The sequence below is a fragment of the Vibrio sp. OPT24 genome (assembly GCF_015163545.1).
Taxonomy (GTDB): Bacteria; Pseudomonadota; Gammaproteobacteria; order Enterobacterales; family Vibrionaceae; genus Vibrio; species Vibrio cyclitrophicus.
This window is the reverse complement of sequence record NZ_JADDYI010000020.1, coordinates 88,788-107,521: the sequence shown is the minus strand read 5'-3', so window position 1 is coordinate 107,521 and position 18,734 is coordinate 88,788. Positions and strand designations below refer to the sequence as shown.

21 protein-coding genes are annotated in these 18,734 nt (G+C 43.4%); 9 read left to right on the top strand and 12 right to left on the bottom strand.

Translation table 11 applies throughout. The features are described 5' to 3' along the window. The first annotated feature begins 30 nt into the window (after window positions 1–30). The 4 genes from IQO02_RS06200 (at window position 31) to treC (ending at window position 4,842) form a co-directional block, all read left to right on the top strand. A complete protein-coding gene (locus IQO02_RS06200) occupies window positions 31–351 on the top strand; it encodes an MliC family protein (protein ID WP_016784980.1) in 321 nt (106 codons plus the stop codon). Between the two features lie 91 nt (window positions 352–442). Further along, window positions 443–1,387, top strand: coding sequence for a trehalose operon repressor TreR (gene treR, locus IQO02_RS06195; protein ID WP_010436425.1), 945 nt, complete (start codon window positions 443–445; stop codon window positions 1,385–1,387). Between the two features lie 203 nt (window positions 1,388–1,590). Next, window positions 1,591–3,015, top strand: a complete 1,425-nt coding sequence (treB, locus tag IQO02_RS06190) for a PTS trehalose transporter subunit IIBC (RefSeq protein ID WP_032546093.1) — start codon at window positions 1,591–1,593, stop codon at window positions 3,013–3,015. A 141-nt stretch (window positions 3,016–3,156) separates the two neighbouring features. Then, a complete protein-coding gene (gene treC, locus IQO02_RS06185; RefSeq protein ID WP_102282765.1) occupies window positions 3,157–4,842 on the top strand; it encodes an alpha,alpha-phosphotrehalase in 1,686 nt (561 codons plus the stop codon). 182 nt (window positions 4,843–5,024) lie between these two features. On the opposite strand, the gene IQO02_RS06180 is transcribed toward treC, so the two are convergent. After that, entirely contained in the window at window positions 5,025–5,627 is a 603-nt protein-coding gene (locus tag IQO02_RS06180; protein ID WP_010436430.1) for a YitT family protein, read from the bottom strand. A gap of 347 nt (window positions 5,628–5,974) precedes the next feature. On the opposite strand from IQO02_RS06180, the gene glyA reads away from it, so the two are divergent. After that, the gene (gene glyA, locus IQO02_RS06175; protein WP_010436432.1) at window positions 5,975–7,225 is read left to right on the top strand and encodes a serine hydroxymethyltransferase; all 1,251 of its coding nucleotides are present in this window, start codon (window positions 5,975–5,977) and stop codon (window positions 7,223–7,225) included. Window positions 7,226–7,730: 505 nt separating this feature from the next. Here glyA and IQO02_RS06170 read toward each other — a convergent pair. The 6 genes from IQO02_RS06170 to tsaA form a co-directional block, all read right to left on the bottom strand. Then, window positions 7,731–8,057, bottom strand: a complete 327-nt coding sequence (locus IQO02_RS06170; protein WP_010436435.1) for a hypothetical protein — start codon at window positions 8,055–8,057, stop codon at window positions 7,731–7,733. Between the two features lie 243 nt (window positions 8,058–8,300). Beyond that, window positions 8,301–8,492, bottom strand: coding sequence for a DUF4250 domain-containing protein (locus IQO02_RS06165; RefSeq protein WP_016767592.1), 192 nt, complete (start codon window positions 8,490–8,492; stop codon window positions 8,301–8,303). A gap of 1 nt (window position 8,493) precedes the next feature. Further along, complete coding sequence (locus tag IQO02_RS06160; RefSeq protein WP_016767591.1) at window positions 8,494–8,697, bottom strand: YaeP family protein; 204 nt, start codon at window positions 8,695–8,697, stop codon at window positions 8,494–8,496. 208 nt (window positions 8,698–8,905) lie between these two features. Further along, entirely contained in the window at window positions 8,906–9,601 is a 696-nt protein-coding gene (locus tag IQO02_RS06155) for a tellurite resistance TerB family protein (RefSeq protein WP_016799017.1), read from the bottom strand. 185 nt (window positions 9,602–9,786) lie between these two features. Beyond that, window positions 9,787–11,505, bottom strand: coding sequence for a proline--tRNA ligase (locus IQO02_RS06150; protein WP_016767589.1), 1,719 nt, complete (start codon window positions 11,503–11,505; stop codon window positions 9,787–9,789). A gap of 101 nt (window positions 11,506–11,606) precedes the next feature. After that, window positions 11,607–12,302, bottom strand: a complete 696-nt coding sequence (gene tsaA / locus IQO02_RS06145) for a tRNA (N6-threonylcarbamoyladenosine(37)-N6)-methyltransferase TrmO (RefSeq protein WP_016767588.1) — start codon at window positions 12,300–12,302, stop codon at window positions 11,607–11,609. 123 nt (window positions 12,303–12,425) lie between these two features. Here tsaA and IQO02_RS06140 point away from each other — a divergent pair, with 123 nt between their 5' ends. The 3 genes from IQO02_RS06140 to IQO02_RS06130 all read left to right on the top strand — a co-directional run bounded on the left by IQO02_RS06140 (window position 12,426) and on the right by IQO02_RS06130 (window position 14,786). Then, window positions 12,426–12,686 carry a type B 50S ribosomal protein L31 gene (locus tag IQO02_RS06140; protein WP_010436456.1) on the top strand — a complete coding sequence of 87 codons (261 nt, stop codon included), beginning with the start codon at window positions 12,426–12,428 and terminating at the stop codon, window positions 12,684–12,686. After that, window positions 12,686–12,811 (top strand): type B 50S ribosomal protein L36, encoded by a 126-nt coding sequence (gene ykgO, locus IQO02_RS06135; protein ID WP_010436457.1) that lies wholly within the window; start codon window positions 12,686–12,688, stop codon window positions 12,809–12,811. The genes IQO02_RS06140 and ykgO overlap by 1 nt, the downstream gene beginning before the upstream one ends. 388 nt (window positions 12,812–13,199) lie before the next feature. Beyond that, entirely contained in the window at window positions 13,200–14,786 is a 1,587-nt protein-coding gene (locus IQO02_RS06130) for an AbgT family transporter (RefSeq protein WP_010436458.1), read from the top strand. Between the two features lie 105 nt (window positions 14,787–14,891). Here the strand turns inward: IQO02_RS06130 and IQO02_RS06125 are convergent, their stop codons facing one another. The 3 genes from IQO02_RS06125 to IQO02_RS06115 form a co-directional block, all read right to left on the bottom strand. Then, on the bottom strand, window positions 14,892–15,647 hold the full coding sequence (locus tag IQO02_RS06125) for a MipA/OmpV family protein (RefSeq protein ID WP_016794905.1): 756 nt from the start codon (window positions 15,645–15,647) through the stop codon (window positions 14,892–14,894). A gap of 118 nt (window positions 15,648–15,765) precedes the next feature. Beyond that, window positions 15,766–16,209 carry a YaiI/YqxD family protein gene (locus IQO02_RS06120; protein WP_010436462.1) on the bottom strand — a complete coding sequence of 148 codons (444 nt, stop codon included), beginning with the start codon at window positions 16,207–16,209 and terminating at the stop codon, window positions 15,766–15,768. A gap of 54 nt (window positions 16,210–16,263) precedes the next feature. Then, a complete protein-coding gene (locus IQO02_RS06115) occupies window positions 16,264–16,551 on the bottom strand; it encodes a hypothetical protein (protein ID WP_016790447.1) in 288 nt (95 codons plus the stop codon). A 776-nt stretch (window positions 16,552–17,327) separates the two neighbouring features. On the opposite strand from IQO02_RS06115, the gene IQO02_RS06110 reads away from it, so the two are divergent. Next, window positions 17,328–17,846, top strand: coding sequence for a GNAT family N-acetyltransferase (locus IQO02_RS06110; RefSeq protein WP_010436467.1), 519 nt, complete (start codon window positions 17,328–17,330; stop codon window positions 17,844–17,846). On the opposite strand, the gene IQO02_RS06105 is transcribed toward IQO02_RS06110, so the two are convergent. Continuing rightward, window positions 17,812–18,120 carry a DUF3301 domain-containing protein gene (locus tag IQO02_RS06105; protein ID WP_016786808.1) on the bottom strand — a complete coding sequence of 103 codons (309 nt, stop codon included), beginning with the start codon at window positions 18,118–18,120 and terminating at the stop codon, window positions 17,812–17,814. The genes IQO02_RS06110 and IQO02_RS06105 overlap by 35 nt on opposite strands. A gap of 84 nt (window positions 18,121–18,204) precedes the next feature. Further along, window positions 18,205–18,734, bottom strand: a 530-nt coding sequence (locus IQO02_RS22070) for a DUF3549 family protein (protein WP_228006012.1), incomplete at its 5' end; no start/stop codon positions are given.

The following is an 18,734-nucleotide window of genomic DNA, read 5'->3' as shown; positions in this document are numbered from 1 at the left end:
CATTGACTATATAAAGATGAGGAACGAAGTATGAAAGCTATGTTGGTAGCATCTCTATGTACGGTAGCATTGGTCGGGTGCTCTAAATCAGCAGCCCCTGATAATCAATTCGTGACTTATCAATGTGAGTCTGACGTCTCGTTTGATGTGGCTTACCTTAGTAATGAAAAAGCAGTACTGCGTTTACCTGAGAACGAGTACCAATTGACTCAAGTACCGGCAGGCTCAGGAACAAAATACATTCTAGACGATGGCACCTCTGAGATGATTAGCAGCATCACTTTGCGCACGAAAGGTGACGACGCACGTCTAGAACTAGGCCGTGTGGTCTATCGTAATTGCCAAAAGTAAGTCATAGTAAGAACTGCTATATTTTACAAACAGTTAAGTGAGGAAACCTACCCTCACTTTTTCTTCTCTTTCCTTTAACGTTAGACTTTTTATGAGCAAAAAACTCACTATTCTCGATATTGCTAAGCTGTCAGGTGTTGGTAAGTCAACCGTATCTCGTGTTCTGACCAATGATCCAAAAGTGAAACCTGAAACCCGAGAAAGGGTGGAAAGAGTAATTCAAGAATCTGGGTACACGCCTTCAAAGTCTGCGCAATCCATGCGCGGTGGCAGTCAAAAAGTCATCGGCGTGATCATCTCTCGTTTAGATTCTCCCTCTGAAAACAAAGCAGTTAGCACCATGTTGGCAGAATTGTATCGAGCGGATTACGATGTCGTGATCATGGAAAGTCAGCTAGATAGAGATAAAGCTAACGAACACCTTCAGGTTCTCAAGCGTCGCAATGTAGATGGTATTATCGTGTTTGGTTTTACTGACTGTGATATTCCTGCGATTGAAGCTTGGGGAAACAAAGCGGTGGTGATTGCTTTGGATACTGAGAATGTGACGTCGATTAACTATGATAACCGACAGGTGATCAAGAGTGCGCTAACGTATCTGGTGGATCAAGGGATTTCAGAGGTTGGTTTCATTGGTGTTGATCCTAGCGACAAATCAACCGGTGAACTGCGTCTTAAGGCTTATCTCGAGTGGTGTGAAAACACAGGCTCAGTTGCCAACTATCGTACCGGTCAACTTCATCATGAAAGTGCTTATCAGTTGGTGGATGAGGTGCTCGCTCCTGCGACTCAAGCGATTGTGTGTGCCAGTGACACTCTTGCCCTTGGTGTCATCAAACGACTGCAAGAGCTACAACGTGAAGATGTAATAGTAACTGGCGTTGGTGGTAATGATCTTCTTTCTTTTTTATTCCCGCGAGTATTTAGCATTGATCCTGGTTACCAATCAGCAGGTAAGTTGGCAGCTAATTTATTGATATCCCAGCTTTTAGGCAATGCAGAGATATCTCATCACACTCAATCTCCTATTCTATAATCCACTCAATCAAGCGAAATAGAACCGCTAGCTTAAAATTAGAGTGTGATCTCTTTCAATTTATGGGACTGTTCCCATTTTAATTTATAATTAGCGCGGGCATTATAATAATCACGATTGGGAATGTTCCCATAACTCTAAATCTGAGTGGTTATAGCCGCATGGTTTAGGTGAGTAATTGAATGAAACCAGGGTGGGGTAGTATGAGTAAGATAGCGAAGCAAGACGTTGCGCGTCTTATCGAGTTAGTCGGTGGTAAAGAAAACATAGCGAGTGTCAGTCACTGTCTGACTCGACTGCGTTTTGTATTGAACGATACAGAGCAAGCGAACAAAGCGGAACTAGAAAAACTAAAGCTAGTAAAAGGCTGCTTTACTAACGCCGGTCAATTCCAAGTCGTGATTGGCACCGAGGTTGATGAGGTGTACACACTTTTGATTGAGCAAACGGGCAAAGATGCATCGTCAAAAGATGAGGCGAAGTTGGCTGCTCGTCAAAATATGAACTTCCTTGAGCGTGGTATCTCCCATTTAGCCGAAATTTTCGTACCACTGCTGCCTGCCATCATTACTGGTGGTTTGATTCTTGGTTTCCGTAATGTGATTGGCGACATTCGCATGTTCGACGGCAAAACTTTGGTTGAAATCAGCCAATTTTGGGCAACCGTTCACTCATTCTTATGGCTGATCGGTGAAGCTATTTTCTTCTTCTTACCAGTTGGCGTGTGTTGGGCAACAGTTAAGAAACTCGGCGGAACGCCTATTCTGGGTATCACGCTCGGTGTGACCTTGGTTTCTCCACAGTTGATGAACGCTTACATGATAGGTAAATCGGTACCTGAGGTGTGGGACTTTGGCTTGTTCGTGATTGAGAAAGTCGGCTATCAAGCTCAAGTTATCCCTGCGATGTTAGCGGGTGCGGCTTTGGCGTTCATTGAGACCAATCTTAAGCGCATTGTCCCTGCTTACTTGTACCTAGTTGTGGTGCCATTTGTATCGATTATTTTGTCTGTAATTCTAGCACACGCTTTCATTGGTCCATTTGGCCGTATGTTAGGCGATGGCGTGGCATTCGCGGCTAAAGCGGCAATGACGGGTGATTTTGCGATTCTGGGTTCTGTGGTATTTGGCTTCCTTTACGCACCTTTGGTTATTACGGGTATTCACCACACAACCAACGCCGTTGACCTACAACTGATGCAAGACTTAGGTGGTACGCCAATCTGGCCTTTGATTGCGCTATCAAATATCGCACAAGCTTCAGCAGTTGTCGGCATCATTATCTTAAGTAAGCGTGAAGGTGAGCGAGACATTTCAGTACCTGCGGCAATCTCAGCCTACTTAGGTGTGACAGAGCCTGCAATGTACGGCATCAACCTTAAATACAAATTCCCAATGCTGAGCGCAATGATTGGTAGTGCTGTTGCAGCCGCAATTTGTGGTAGCGCAGGTGTGATGGCGAATGGTATCGGTGTCGGCGGCTTGCCGGGCATCCTATCGATTCAACCTCAATATTGGTCGATTTACTTAGTCGCGATGCTGGTGGCGATTGTACTACCCGTTACGTTAACACTGTTCTTCTATAAACGAGCACAGATGAAAGGTGAGCTAGAAACCGCCAACGCGTAATGCATTAAATAAGCGATGACTCCAAAGTGAGACATCGCTTTTGCTCTTAGTTATAGCTTTTTCTTTTAGTTATAACGGCTATTCAACCATGATTCACATGGTGATTTTTATTTTATATTTTCTGGTAAGTGAGTGTTAGAGATGGCGATGACTGAGCATGATGAAAGTTGGTGGAAAACCGCAACCATCTATCAAATCTACCCAAAGAGCTTTTGTGATAGTGGCAGTAAAGGTACTGGCGATATCAAAGGGATCATTTCGAAACTGGATTACCTTAAACATTTGAGTGTCGATGCGATTTGGTTAACCCCAGTTTACGCATCACCTATGATCGACAATGGTTACGATATTTCAGACTATTACTCGATTAACCCTCAATTCGGCACCATGGAAGACTTCGACTTATTATTGTCTGAAGCGCACCAGCGTGGCATCCGTATCGTGATGGATATTGTGGTCAACCATACTTCAACAGAGCATGCATGGTTTCAGTCTGCATTGGGTGACAAAAACAGCCCGTATCGCGATTACTATATCTGGAAAGATCCCGTAGATGGCCAAGCACCAACTAACTGGCAGTCTAAGTTCGGTGGTAATGCGTGGGAACTCGATGAGGCGACAGGGCAATACTTCCTACACTTATTCGCCAAAGAACAGGCCGACCTTAACTGGGAGAACCCGGTTGTACGCGAAGAAGTGAAAGACGTCATCAGCTTCTGGGCTGAGAAGGGCGTTGATGGCTTCCGCTTGGATGTGATCAACCTGATTTCTAAACAGCAAGACTTCCCTAACGATGATATCGGTGATGGTCGTCGTTTTTACACTGATGGTCCACGTGTGCACGAATACCTGAAAGAGATCAGCGAAGCGGTATTCCAGAAATACGGCAGCGTGACCGTCGGCGAGATGTCTTCAACCACGTTGGAACATTGTCAGCAATATTCAAATGTTGATAAAAGCGAGCTATCAATGGTGTTTAACTTCCACCACCTTAAGGTCGATTACACCAATGGTGAGAAGTGGACTAATGCACCGTTTGATTTCTTACAGCTCAAGTCGATCTTCAATCACTGGCAAACCGGTTTGAACGGCAAAGGTTGGGGCGCACTATTCTGGTGTAACCACGATCAACCAAGAGTCGTGAGCCGCTTGGGTAACGACCAGCAATATCGAGTTGAATCAGCCAAGATGCTTGCTGCGTCAGTCCACATGATGCAAGGCACACCGTATATCTATCAAGGTGAAGAGATTGGTATGACCAACCCTGGCTATACTGAAATTAGCCAGTATCGTGATGTCGAGAGTACTAATATGTACGATATCATGGTTAATCGTGATGGTGTGGCTCATGAAGATATGATGGCGATCTTAGCGCAGAAATCTCGTGATAACTCTCGTACGCCAATGCAATGGAACGATAAAACTTACGCAGGATTTTCACAAGCTCAGCCATGGCTTGATGTTGCGAATAACTACATTGAGATCAACGCCGAACAAGCATTGGAAGATAAAGACTCTGTATTTTACTTCTACAAGAGTTTGATTGAGTTGCGTAAACAAGTGCCAGTGATTACGGGTGGTAGCTATCAAGATTTATTGCCTGAGCATCCATCTATTTTTGCATATGTACGTGAAAGCGATAGTCAGACTTTGGTTTGTCTTAATAACTACTATGGTGAAGAGGCGGAATGTGTTTTACCTGAACGTTTTGAGATGCTGAAGGCTGAAAGCTTGTTGTCTAATTATCAAGTAAGCGAGAGTTTAGCGGCGTCTCATCATCAAGTGCTGCGACCTTACGAGACGCGTATCCTCTTGATCGAAGCTTAGTCTCGTTACGATTTCAATTAACCTAATTCTCCGTTTCCCCTAGAGATCTAGGTTTCAACAAAGGCTTTGGAGTGCTCCCCAAAGCCTTTTTGTTTTAGTGATGTATTGATTATAGTGTCTCTGCCTAAATAGTTTAGAATCGAAAGCATCAGGTATTAGCAACGTAGAGCAAGTTATAAGAATTAAGACGCGTAGTTCACTGAGTAGCGAGTTGGCTTATGGTTCATGGCTAATACAATGTTCAATACCGCTGTGCCTAATACAGATACTGCAATTACCCAAGGCGATACGAAGAGGAAGGATGCAAACAGAATACAGGCATCAATGGCCATTTGGGTTTTGCCTACTGAGATACCGTAGCGGTCTTGGATGAACAAACATAATACGTTGAAGCCACCCAAGCTTGAGCGATGACGAAACAAAATCAACATGCCTAAGCCCATTAATAAGCCGCCAGCGACGGCACAGTAAATTTCATTATGTACGTCTAATGAAATCACTAGATATAAATGATCGGCAAATACAGACACTAAAGCGCCTGAGATGGCACTGCTAATCGCAAAGTGACGGCCAAATCGTTTCCATGCTAATAAGTAGAATGGACAATTAGCAATAAAGTACAAAATACCAAAGGTTACCGGCGTAAATTGACTCAAAAGCAGAGCCAAGCCTGTAGTACCACCGGTAAGCAGGTTTGCTGATTGTAAAAAGAATACGCCTAACGCCACTAAAAACGTGCCAGTAAGAATCGCTACCCAATCTTCTTTACGTGAGTGTTTTTCCATCGTTTTTATAATTACCTAACCAATAAAGGCGTGCATAGTAGATAAAAACCTTAGCTTTCGGTAGCTTGAGGTGCAAAATTAAGGTAAACCTATGTAATCTGCGTTTTACAGGGTGTAAAGCGTAAAATTGACAGTAAGCGTCATCTTTGGTTGGATAAGCTTAATAACCATGATGAATCTTATTTGTGATTATGAAAAAACTGCATGATAAAATTGCAATTAGCTCTTTATGACCTAGATCAAATTATGTAGAATGCGTCACATCAAAACGGTGACGGAAACGTTTGCCTTCGGTCGTTGTGTGGTTTTTTTGAAACTTTCAGTACAATCTGAGTCAGGAGATACAGATGCTTAAGCGTGACATGAACATTGCTGATTACGATGCGGACCTATTCGCAGCTATCCAAGAAGAAACTCTTCGTCAGGAAGAGCACATCGAACTTATCGCTTCAGAAAACTACACAAGCCCACGTGTAATGGAAGCTCAAGGTTCTCAACTTACAAACAAATACGCTGAAGGCTACCCTGGTAAGCGTTACTACGGCGGTTGTGAGTTCGTAGATAAAGTTGAAACTCTAGCAATCGAACGTGCATGTGAACTTTTTGGCGCTCAATACGCGAACGTACAACCTCACTCAGGTTCTCAAGCTAACAACGCTGTATACATGGCGCTATTGAATGCTGGCGATACCGTTCTAGGTATGAGCCTAGCGCACGGTGGTCACCTAACGCACGGTTCTCCAGTAAACTTCTCTGGTAAGCTTTACAACATCATCCCTTACGGTATTGATGAAGCTGGCCAAATCGATTACGAAGAGATGGAAGCTCTCGCAATCGAGCACAAACCTAAGATGATCATCGGTGGTTTCTCAGCTTATTCTCAAGTTTGTGATTGGGCGCGCATGCGTGAAATCGCTGACAAAGTAGGTGCTTACTTCTTCGTAGATATGGCTCACGTTGCGGGTCTAATCGCTGCCGGTGTTTATCCAAACCCAGTTCCACACGCTCACGTTGTTACAACAACAACGCACAAAACGCTTGCTGGTCCTCGTGGTGGTCTTATCCTTTCTAACGAAGGCGAAGATCTTTACAAAAAGCTAAACTCAGCAGTATTCCCTGGCGGCCAAGGTGGTCCTTTAATGCACGTTATCGCTGGTAAAGCAGTAGCGTTCAAAGAAGCACTAGAGCCAGAGTTCAAAGAATACCAAGCTCGCGTTGTTGCTAACGCAAAAGCAATGGTTGCTGAATTCCTAGCACGCGGTTACAACATCGTTTCAGGTTCTACAGAGAACCACCTGTTCCTAGTTGACCTTATCGACAAAGACATCACAGGTAAAGAAGCAGACGCAGCACTAGGTTCAGCTAACATTACAGTTAACAAGAACTCAGTACCAAACGATCCACGTAGCCCGTTCGTTACGTCTGGTATCCGTATCGGTTCTCCTTCTATCACTCGTCGCGGTTTCTCAGAAGCAGACGCGAAAGCTCTTGCTGGCTGGATGTGTGACATCCTTGATAACATGGGCGATGAGTCTGTTATCGAAGCAACTAAAGCGAAAGTATTAGAGATCTGTAAGCGTCTACCGGTTTACGCTTAATTTTTTCTTCGTAGTAATTTGAACTTCGTTGTCGAGCATGCTCACTTACATCCGTAAGCTCCGCGTGCTCTCCTAGAATTTCAAACAACTACTTTGAAAAATATTGATATTAGAGGCTCCTTGTTAGGGGCCTTTTTTGTATTCGTAAGTAATAAAGCCGTTGTCGAGTATGCTCACTTACATCCGTAAGCTCCGCGTGCTCTCCTAGAATTTCAAACAACTACTTTGAAAAATATTGATATTAGAGGCTCCTTGTTAGGGGCCTTTTTTGTATTCGTAAGTAATAAAGCCGTTGTCGAGTATGCTCATTTACATCCGTAAGCTCCGCATGCTCTTCTAGAATTTCAAACAACTACTTTGAAAATAGATTGACGGTATTAAAGGTCCCTTGTGGGGCCTTTTTTGTATTTGAAGGTTAGTTATCTGGGTAATCAATGGCAGGTACTAAAAAGGGCTGATGTTCGTACATCAACCCTTTGTTGTTTGTTGTTTGTTGGTCTCGGATTTACTTTTTGATGCTCAGTAAAGTGCCTGATTTACATCTAAACGAGTAGTAGCTGCGGCTTTCATTAAACTTACCCAAGCCTTCGCCATCGCAGTAGTCGATGTTGATATCACGCATGACTTCTAGTGTATCTTCGCTGTTTAAAGCGAATTTAGAACCATCTGAGCAGACGATACGAATTCTCTCATCATGGCTTACAGAGTAGATATCGACTTCAGTATTACACAGCTCAAAAGACGCTTCACGAAAGTTGTCTTGTTGAGAGTTTGAAGAGCAACCGGCAGTGAGTGCGGCTGCAATAACGGCTAATAGTCCGAGTCTTTTCATTGTTAGTCCTTCGATATCATCAAATTTAGTGATGATTTTTATATGCTGTTCTTGGTAGCCTATACAACAACACACTTTGATTCAAGGAGCGTTGGCTGACTCTAAGATATAAAAGTATAGGTGCAAACAGATAATTTATAATAGGTTTATTGGTATTGGTATTGATATTGGTCTATTACGTACCTCAAACAAAAAAGACCAACACAGAGGTTGGTCTTTCGAAATAAAGCTTGTTTTAAATGACTATCGAAACTGTTTTGCTTCTGGAAAATACTCAAAACCAGCAGACGCAAGTTTAGCGATCAAGGCTGCCTTATCGATTTCGTAGAAGTTAACCACTCGATCCAAATCACCACCGAAGTCGTCACGTAGCTTCATGTTGACGATGCTCATTAACATCACTGGATCCATCTTTGCAAAATTAGCGAGGTTCATGTTAGTCCTCGAAATCTGAGATCAGCAGGTTTGCCGCAGCAAATGCTGCACGATCACGAGCATCTTTAGGAAGAGACTCATCCGCAGCAAGGTCGTTTAATGTTTTTACCGCGCAGGTAACCGCTTTAGGGATATAGCCTTGGTCGCCACTGCCAATTTGAGAATACAGTTCACGCACCAAATCACAACAATCGTATACTTTCATTTTTATACCTAACCAAATGATAACTTATCTCAATATACACATAGAGGTAGACAAAAACAAAGTGGAACTGATGAAGATCAGAGTTAATTTGTCCTTGCTCAATATCTCATTTGTCCTTGCTCAATATCTCATTTGTTGATGCTAAATATATCACTTTGCTAGCTTGTTGTTTAACCAGATACTTATCGATTAGCCTGATATTTACCGCTTAATCAGAGATTTGTTGTTCAAGCTGATAAATCACTTCATCAGCCAGGTTGAGTTGCTTGGCTAGCTCTTTGAGGTAAGACTTCTCCATGAAGTTCTGCTCATCAGCCACAATCAAAGAGGCTAAGTAGATCTCACTCGCTTGTTGAGGTGAAATAGCGAGCTGAGCAATTTCACTTGGATCGAGGGGTTTGTGCAGCTCTTCAGACACCAATTTAGTCAGTTGATAATCGGCGCCCATATTTTCGACCGCTTGCTCGATCTTTGCCATCTCCTCTTCATCGATATGACCATCGGCTTTGGACGCAGCAATCATCGATCTTAGAATCAGCACGCTGTGATTTGCATCATTTTCATCAAACTGAGCCTGTTCGACATTGGGTGTCTGACCTTGTTTGGATTGGTAGTCATTGTAGACTTTATAAGCCAAAGCGCCCAGTGCTGCTGCGCCGCCAATCCCAGTCGCTTTCTTGCCCATTTTCTTGGTTTTCTTAGAACCCATTAGCACACCTAAGAGTCCACCACTAACAGCGCCCGCCCCGAAAGCCCCAAGTGTGTTTTTGTTGATACTCTTGTCATTGCTATTACAGCTTTTAGAAAGACTACTTAAACTCGAAGATCCTTGGGAAAGCTTTTGAGTACCTTGTTTTACGAGATCTGACTTAAGTGCATGGTTAAGTAAGCTTTTGATATCCATCGATACCTCCAATATAAATGTACTAAAGAGTCGTTAAAACCAATATACGGGCTTAAAGATGAACTGGTGATTAACTTATGTTATTTGCTCTATTGATCAATAGAAGGGAGTTTGAAGTGAAACGACAGGCACAAAAAAGGCCACCTAATAGCAGCCTTTCAATATTTATCTAGTGAGTAATCGGATTACTTAGCTAGTTGAGCCTTAAGGTGCTCGATAACCGTGTCCATAGCGATAGCTTCTTTATCACCAGTACGACGGTTTTTGTATTCGAAGTTACCTTCGTCCATGCTGCGATCACCGATAACGATAGTGTGAGGAATACCCACTAGCTCGATATCTTTAAACATAACACCAGGACGCTCTTTACGGTCATCGAATAGTACTTCGATACCCATAGCTGTTAATTCAGCGTATAGCTTTTCTGCTGCTTCTTTAACGCGCTCAGATTTATGCATGTTCATTGGTACGATAGCAACTTGGAACGGCGCTAGTGCGTCTGGCCAAGTGATACCGAATTTATCGTGGTTTTGCTCGATAGCAGATGCAACAACACGTGAAACACCGATACCGTAACAACCCATTTCTAGGATTACGCTCTTACCATCAGGACCAAGCACGTTACAGTTCATTGCTTTAGAGTAAGTATTACCTAGTTGGAAGATATGACCAACCTCGATGCCGCGCTTAAGTTGGATAGTACCTTGACCACATGGGCTTAGGTCGCCTTCTACAACGTTACGTAGGTCTTCAACTTGAGCAAGCTCTACGTCACGACCCCAGTTGATACCAAAGTAGTGCTTACCGTCTACGTTTGCGCCAGCGCCAAAGTCGCTCATTACGGCAACAGAGCGGTCAACGATGAATGGTAGCTCTAGGCCAACAGGGCCAAGTGAACCAGGACCAGCCCCAACAAGTGCGCGGATTTCTTCTTCAGAAGCCATCTCTAGTGGAGAAGCAACCTGTGGAAGGTTTTCTGCTTTCACTTCGTTAAGCTCGTGGTCACCACGGATGATTAGAGCAATAATATCTGCTTCTACTTCATCAGATGCTTTAACGAATAGAGTCTTAACTGTCTTCTCGATTGCTAGACCGTGCTGCTCTACAAGTTCTGCGATTGTTTTTGCGTTTGGCGTATCAACCAATTCCATCTCTTGAGTAGGCGCTGCAACTTCTTCAGTAGGAGCTAGTGCTTCTGCTTTCTCGATGTTCGCTGCGTAATCAGATTCAGAAGAGAATGCGATTAGGTCTTCGCCGCTTTCAGCAAGAACGTGGAACTCTTGAGAGCCGCTGCCGCCGATTGCGCCAGAGTCTGCTAATACCGGGCGGTATTCAAGGCCCATGCGGTCGAATGCTTTACAGTAAGCATCGTGCATCGCTTGGTAAGACTTTTCTAAGCCTTCTTTGTCGATATCAAAGCTGTATGCATCCATCATAGAGAACTCACGTGCACGCATTACGCCAAAACGAGGGCGGCGTTCATCACGGAATTTAGTCTGGATTTGGTACAGGTTTAGAGGAAGCTGTTTGTAAGAGCTGATCTCGTTACGTACTAGGCTTGTCACTACTTCTTCAGCTGTTGGGCTAAGAACGAATGGACGAGAGTGACGGTCTGTGAAACGAAGTAGCTCAGGACCCATCTTTTCAGAACGGCCAGTCTCTTCCCAAAGCTCAAACGGCTGAACTACGGGCATCAAGATTTCAACGGCACCTGCATTATCGATCTCTTGGCGAACGATATTTTCGACTTTACGCAGTACACGTAGACCAGTAGGTAGCCAAGTATATAAACCTGAAGCTAGCTTACGGATCATACCTGCACGTAGCATCAGCTGGTGGCTGATAACTTCTGCGTCGTTTGGAGTCTCTTTCAGAGTAGAAAGAAGGTAGTTACTGGTACGCATTCTATGGTATCCGTTTCATCATTGATAAAAGAAAATTTGCTGCAGTGAGTGACGACAGCAAATCTGATATAGCCGTATATAATATCAGCCTATTTGGGATCTCAAAAGCGTTCAATGTCAGTTACATTGATGAAAAGCGCCTCAACAACGAATTTCACGTTAAGATCGAACAAATTTACCGCATATTCCTTACTGTCTGGCTTGCCTTTTTTATAGGCAGGTCGCGGATCTTGACCAAGCACTTCTTTGATCACTTGAATGATATGGCGTGCCTGCGGGTGACCAGACAGCTTACTTTGGGCTTGCTGAGAGAAGTTCACATCTAACACTTCAGGTTCATCGGCGGCAAACCCTCCTAGTGCATCGGGAATTGAATCCGAGTAGGAGATATAAGGTTTGATGTCGATGATAGGCGTACCGTCAACGAGATCGACGCTGCCCAAGTCCAACCAAGTTTGTCCTTTTTCTTGATAGACACCTTTGAGCTCAACCGCGGACATACCAATCCCATTCGGTCTGAATGTCGCACGTGATGCGAAAACACCGATACGTTCATTGCCGCCAAGTCGAGGCGGCCTCACAGTTGGTTTCCAGCCCGCTTCAAGGTTCTTATCGAACAGAAACAACAACCACACATGGCTAAATTGCTCAATATCCCGAACAGACTCAAGACAGTTTGCTGCGTCAACCAGCCTGACTCTTGAGGTGGATGTTGGTACCAATCTAGGTTGCCTTGGCACTGCGAACTTCTCTTTATAGGGAGACTCTATAAAGCCAATAGGTTCAATGGAGTACATGAGTGGACGTCTCTGATTACGATCTATGGCGGGAAAATATCATAAAATCGCTTGTTTTTCTTTTGATAATAATTATCATTTGTTATGTTATAACGTATCAATTTAATTATTTAGGGAAATACAATGAAACCGAATATCCACCCGGGCTACCGCACAGTGGTGTTCCACGACACCAATGTTGATGAGTACTTCTTGATTGGCTCCACCTTGAAAACAGAGCGTACTATCGAATGGGAAGATGGTAATACTTACCCTTATTTCACTATTGAAGTGTCCTCAAAATCACATCCTTTCTATACGGGTAAACAGAGAGTGCTACATAAAGAGGGACGTGTTGCTAATTTTACTCGTCGCTTTGGTCAATTAGGTAAGGGAGCTAAATAATGAAAGTTGTTAAATCACTTAAAAGTGCGAAAAGCCGTCACCCTGATTGCCAGATAGTTAAGCGTAGAGGGCGTCACTATGTGATCTGTAAATCCAATCCAAGATTTAAAGCGGTTCAAAAATAACCGTCAATATGATGTGACATGTGTGTAAAAACGAGGGAAAAGTCAAACTTCATTCATTTGTCTGTTTTTCTTTTCCTTCGAGAGGAACTTAACCGGATATCGAGTGTATATTTAACGTACGATGTATTTTATTTTCAAGTGAATCAATGGGTTATATTGTGAGTTATATTTCTAGTGAATGCATTGTTGTAAATTATAAATCTAGTTTTTGTGTTTAATATAGATTTATTTGCTAATTAATTGTTCAAATAGAGTTAAAAGTCGTCGTTTGTTACACACTTTGTAACATTTTGAATTTCTAATTGATATTTTTGTCGCGTACCCTTCGCTGGCAATTTGAACATCTTTGTCACAATTGCACAGGAATCACTACACAAGGAGGGAACAGATGAGTTCATCTGCTTCAATAAAAAACAACGCACCAAAAAAACCTATTTTCACACGCTTTTTAGACAGCGTTGAATATTTGGGGAACCTTTTACCCCACCCAATCACTCTTTTTGCTATCTTCTGTGTCGCAATCCTAGTTTCTTCAGGTATTGCTGGTTACTTTGAAGTGTCTGTCATGGACCCTCGCCCTGAAGGTGCTAGTGGTCGTGCTGCTGATGGTATGATCCACGTTGTAAGCTTACTTAATGCTGAAGGCTTACAACTCATCGTAACGAATCTAGTTTCGAACTTTGTTGGCTTTGCGCCACTTGGTACTGTACTTGTTGCAATGCTAGGTGTTGCGATTGCTGAACACTCAGGTCTATTATCTGCGGCAATGCGCGGCATGGTAATGGGCGCATCTCAGCGCATGGTTACTGTAACCGTGGTATTTGCCGGTATTATCTCTAACACGGCTTCAGAGCTGGGTTACGTAGTACTTATCCCTCTTGCAGCAATGCTTTTCCACTCATTGGGTCGTCACCCATTAGCAGGTCTAGCGGCAGCATTTGCTGGTGTATCTGGTGGTTATTCTGCAAATCTACTTATCGGTACGGTTGATCCACTGCTTTCTGGTATCACAGAAACAGCAGCACAAATGCTTGATCCATCTTACTCTGTTGGCCCTGAATCAAACTGGTACTTCATGTTTATTTCGACCTTCTTTATCTCGATTGCCGGTGCATTGGTAACAGAGAAGATTGTTGAACCTAAACTGGGTAAATACAATGTCGAAGACGCGTCTGAAGATCTTTCAAATGACTCAATGGGTAAGCTTACTGCTATTGAGAAGAAAGGCCTTAGATTGGCGGGTGTCGCTGTATTAATCGTGAGTGCGCTTTTAGCTTGGACTGTTGTTCCTGCTGACGGTGTTCTACGTTCAGAGGCGGGCACGATTTCAGGCTCTCCATTCCTGAAAAGTATCGTCGCGTTTATCTTTGTATTCTTTGCTATTCCTGGTTTTGTTTACGGCAAAATTACCGGTTCAATGAAGAATGACCGTGATGTGATTAATGCAATGGCAACGTCGATGTCTTCAATGGGCATGTACATCGTTCTTGTATTCTTTGCTGCACAGTTTGTTGCTTTCTTTAAGTGGACGAACTTTGGTCAAGTGGTTGCTGTAGGCGGCGCAACATTCCTTCAGGATATCGGCCTAACGGGTCCAATGTTGTTCTTCGCATTCATCCTAATGTGTGGTTTCATTAACCTGATGATCGGTTCAGCTTCTGCACAGTGGGCAGTAACAGCGCCAATCTTCGTTCCAATGCTAATGCTAGTAGGCTACGCACCTGAAACGATTCAAGCGGCTTACCGTATCGGTGATTCAACAACCAACATCATTACACCAATGATGAGCTACTTCGGTCTTATCCTTGCCGTAGCAACTCGCTACATGAAGAACCTAGGTATCGGTACACTGATCGCGACAATGTTGCCTTACTCAATGGTATTCATGTTTGGTTGGAGCATCTTGTTCTACCTATGGGTATTCGTATTCGGTCTACCAGTAGGTCCAGGCGCTGCAACGTACTACACGCCTTAGTGAACAGTGATAGGCGAACATTTCAATTCGCTTATTAACTGAATAAAAGACGAGATACCAAAGAGCCTGCATCAATGCAGGCTCTTTTTGTTTGAGTCAGTAAACTTACAATCCCGCAAACCGATAGGTAACGCCTAGTTCGAATGACCAGCCCACGTCTCGTTGTATCAACGCGCTGTCGCTGTCATGATGAATTAGGTCTGCTCGAGCGATACCAATCCAAGTTGGCGTGAACTCATAAAGCCCGATTAACCCTGCTTGATAGACAAAGGTTGAGCCCGCATCAAATTGGTTTAGTCCCGAAGCTGATGACTCGGTGTTAGAAATACCATACAGGTGATTGGACAGTTTCTTGTCTCGATAATCGACTTCTAGGTAGGGCGTAATGGTGAATGGCTGCGTCCAGGTTTCTAACGTTCTGCCTAAGTGAAGCTGAACTTCGTAGCCATCATGTTCTGAAGTTACATCGTGTAAGTAGGTGAGGCGTGCGCCTACTGTTCCTAAGGTTATCCCCAGTTCTCCATTCCCATCTCTGTCTTGAATGCCGTTAGGTAGGTCCACAAAAGTGTCTGACACTTCAGCAAAGCGCCAATTTCCAGATAGCCCTATGTAAGGCAGCAGTTGCCAATTGGCTAAGCTACCATCGATAAAGCCTTTTGGACCTGAATAGAATAGGTTGGGTGTCGCGCCAAATTGAGGGGCACTTTTAGTCGAGAAAACACTTTCACCATAGGTGATGCTGCCTCCGATGATTCCGTACTCTTGATCAGCAAAGTGTTCATCGGCAAAGTCTTCATCAGCAAAAGAAAGTTGGGTGCTGCCAAAAACAATGGATAGCGAGAGGGCGATTCGACGAATCATAAGCAATACTCCGTTATTGTAATAAATATCAAGAACGGAGTATGTCGATTAAAATTTCATCTGGGCTACAGCGATGTAAGAGGCGACTTCTAAAGCTGCCGCCATTAGAAAGCTGTGGTTAGCGTTTTGCTAATAGGCGATCGAGGTGGTTTGCGAACTCACGACGGTCGGTTTGAGAAAGGGTGCTTGGTCCGCCAGTTTGAATACCACTTGAACGCATAGTATCCATAAAGTCACGAATGTTAAGACGCGCTTTAATGGTCTCTTTGGTGTAAAGCTCGCCGCGAGAACTTAAAGCAAGTGCACCTTTGGTGATCACTTCATCGGCGAGAGGGATATCGGAGGTAATCACTAAATCACCGGGTGCAGTGCGTTTTACGATTTCATCATCTGCAATATCAAACCCGCTTGGTACTTGAATTGAGTGAATGTTGTTGCGTTTAGGAACGGGTACCAAGTGGTTTGCCACGAAGGTACATTCCACACCTGTTCGCTCAGCTGCGCGTACGATTGTTTCTCGGATAACCTTAGGACAAGCGTCCGCATCAACCCATATCTTCATAGTGTTCTATTTCTCTATTAGCTTATTTATCAGTTAACTTATTGCTCAGTTAGCTTATTGCTCAGTTAACTTGGCTTCAAGCATGGCAACGCGAGCGGTAAGTTCTACAATTTGCTTTTCTAGTTGGCTAACACGATCGAGTGCTGGCACTTCTTGTGTCGCGACTTCCACTTTAGGGACGCGATTGGCCGTTTTCCAGCTTTTGATCGTCGTGATCAAAGCGGGCATTGGAACTGATGTGCTCATACGAGCTTTAACTAAAGCAACTGTCGGCTCTTTCCCTTGGGCTTGCAGTCCTTCAAGCACCGATTTTAACTCTTCAGACACATCTTTTGTGAGCATGTTGACCTCCATTTTTAGTATTTTTTCATTTTACTCGCTCCAGTGCGCGATAGCGAATCATAAAAGCGCCTATAGCTTGTGAGAGATCTCTTACAAAGGCTGTGAGATAACACGAATATATCGCTAGAGAGATTGATATGCATATGATTAAGATTTTGAATTTTAAGTGTTTTATTTAATTAACAACTTGGTTGGATTAAAAGTGTGATGAAAATCTATTGTCCGAAATCTTAAATCGCGTAAATTAAACCTTGTCGGAAGGATTCTGACACGGAACAGGAAAGCACCAAGGATTTGGTTATCTTCAGGATGAAGATTTGGTTACTTAGGATTGAGTGATCAAGCATGGAGCGTAAGGACATTGTAGGGATACAGACAGTTAACAGGAAGTTAGCTGCAACGGAATGACAATGGACACCTTTAGGATAAAGGGTTGGATTAGCATCAGGACGATGTAAAGGACACCGCTCACGGAACAAGTGATGTGCGCTAACTAGGATTGTTAGCTTTCAGGAAGATTGGACACCGCTAGGACGGCGAAGTAAAGGAAAGAGCTGAAGGATTACAGCCACTATTATGGATGATGCATGGAGCATTAATTAGTAGCCGGACTGCTGCGAGTAAGACCCTAGCCCTGACACTTCGGTGTCGGGGCTTTTCTTTTCTGGGCCTTTATTTATTTCGGTGCTTTGTTATCTGAGCGCTTTTTATCTAATAGTTTTATCTTAAAGCGTCACATCTGCTTTTCTGCTAATGGTCAACACAAGGAGTGTTTTATGACGATTGCAACCTCAAGAACGCTGTTGGTACCTTATACCGAGCAGTTAGAACATGACTTTATTAAGTTGAATTGTTGCCCCATTAATCGTGCTGAAATGAATGGGCCGCACTCTATTGCTTCTGCGAAGCACTTATTCCAAGAAATATTGAACGATAACGTCGGCTTTTGTCGGGCTATTATCCACAATCAAACTCGCGAATACCTTGGGCACTTGTTTATTTCATCTGCGGATGGAAAACACGAACTGGGTTTTATTCTGGACAAAGAGTACTGGCATCAAGGACTGGCGAGTGAAGCGCTAAAACCCTTTTTTAGTTTGGCTTGTTTTGAAGAGCACTTAACGAATGTGGTTGCAACTGTAAATGTTGGTCATAACCCATCCATTAAATTATTAGAAAAGTTAGGCTTTGCATTCAAAGAGACCAAACAAGATATGTTTGGTCCTTATCATGAATATAGCTATACCGCGTATTGCGACGTTACATTCTATGAGGCTGTAGCTCAAACCGCATAGAGCGGAAACCTACCATGGTTAGTTTTCCTTGGTACAGGTCGTCACCTAACGCCGAAAACTCAAAATGGTACACAGTATGCCAGCGCCAAATGGTGGTGAGCTCATGGCGCATCTTCAGTTTATGACCACTAAAGGCGACACTTAATAATTGCAAATCGAGTTCTTTACACTTTCTCGCAATGGCTGTTTTTGCTAACTCAGATTGCCTGCGTTGCTGCCAAAACAGAAAGCAAAAGAAGCACAGAAACAAAATAGCCAATAAGTTATCTATCATTTAATCCATACTTCCTTTTATCTCTTTCTTCCAATTGTGACTTTAGTGTTAGGAGCTATTGAGTAGATCTACTCTTTAGTTAGTCTACTGTTGAGCTTTAGTTGCTTGTTGCAATTCAACCAATGCATTAGCAAGCTCTGGTGATGGATTCGAGTTCAACAATGGTAAAAATACCATTCTTAGTGTCGGAATCATCACTAAATCTGCAAATAGCTGATTGAATAGGTTTTGATTACCTGTTTGTGCGAGACGCAGCAAAAATTGCTCAGCAATAGTTGGATCTTGTAGGGCACTCCAACTTCGACCAGCTAAACCAATTAATACTTCTTGATGACTTAAACGTGGGCTAGCCAAAACTTGGGTAATCACAGCATTCGTTGTATTTTGCTCTGCACCTGAAAGGGCACGAACTAATGCTGAAAGTAAAAACAGATCCGGTTCTTTACTTGAGATTTCATTCTCTGCCATCTCTTGCAAGCGTTGAGCTAGCTTGTCATTGATTTGCGTATGCTCAAGCGCTCCTAGTGTTGCATAAAGAGGCTCTGATGGCAGTTTATGAAGAGCCTTACGAATAGTGACACCGTTTTGCTGGCTGCCTAAGCGAGCACACATAT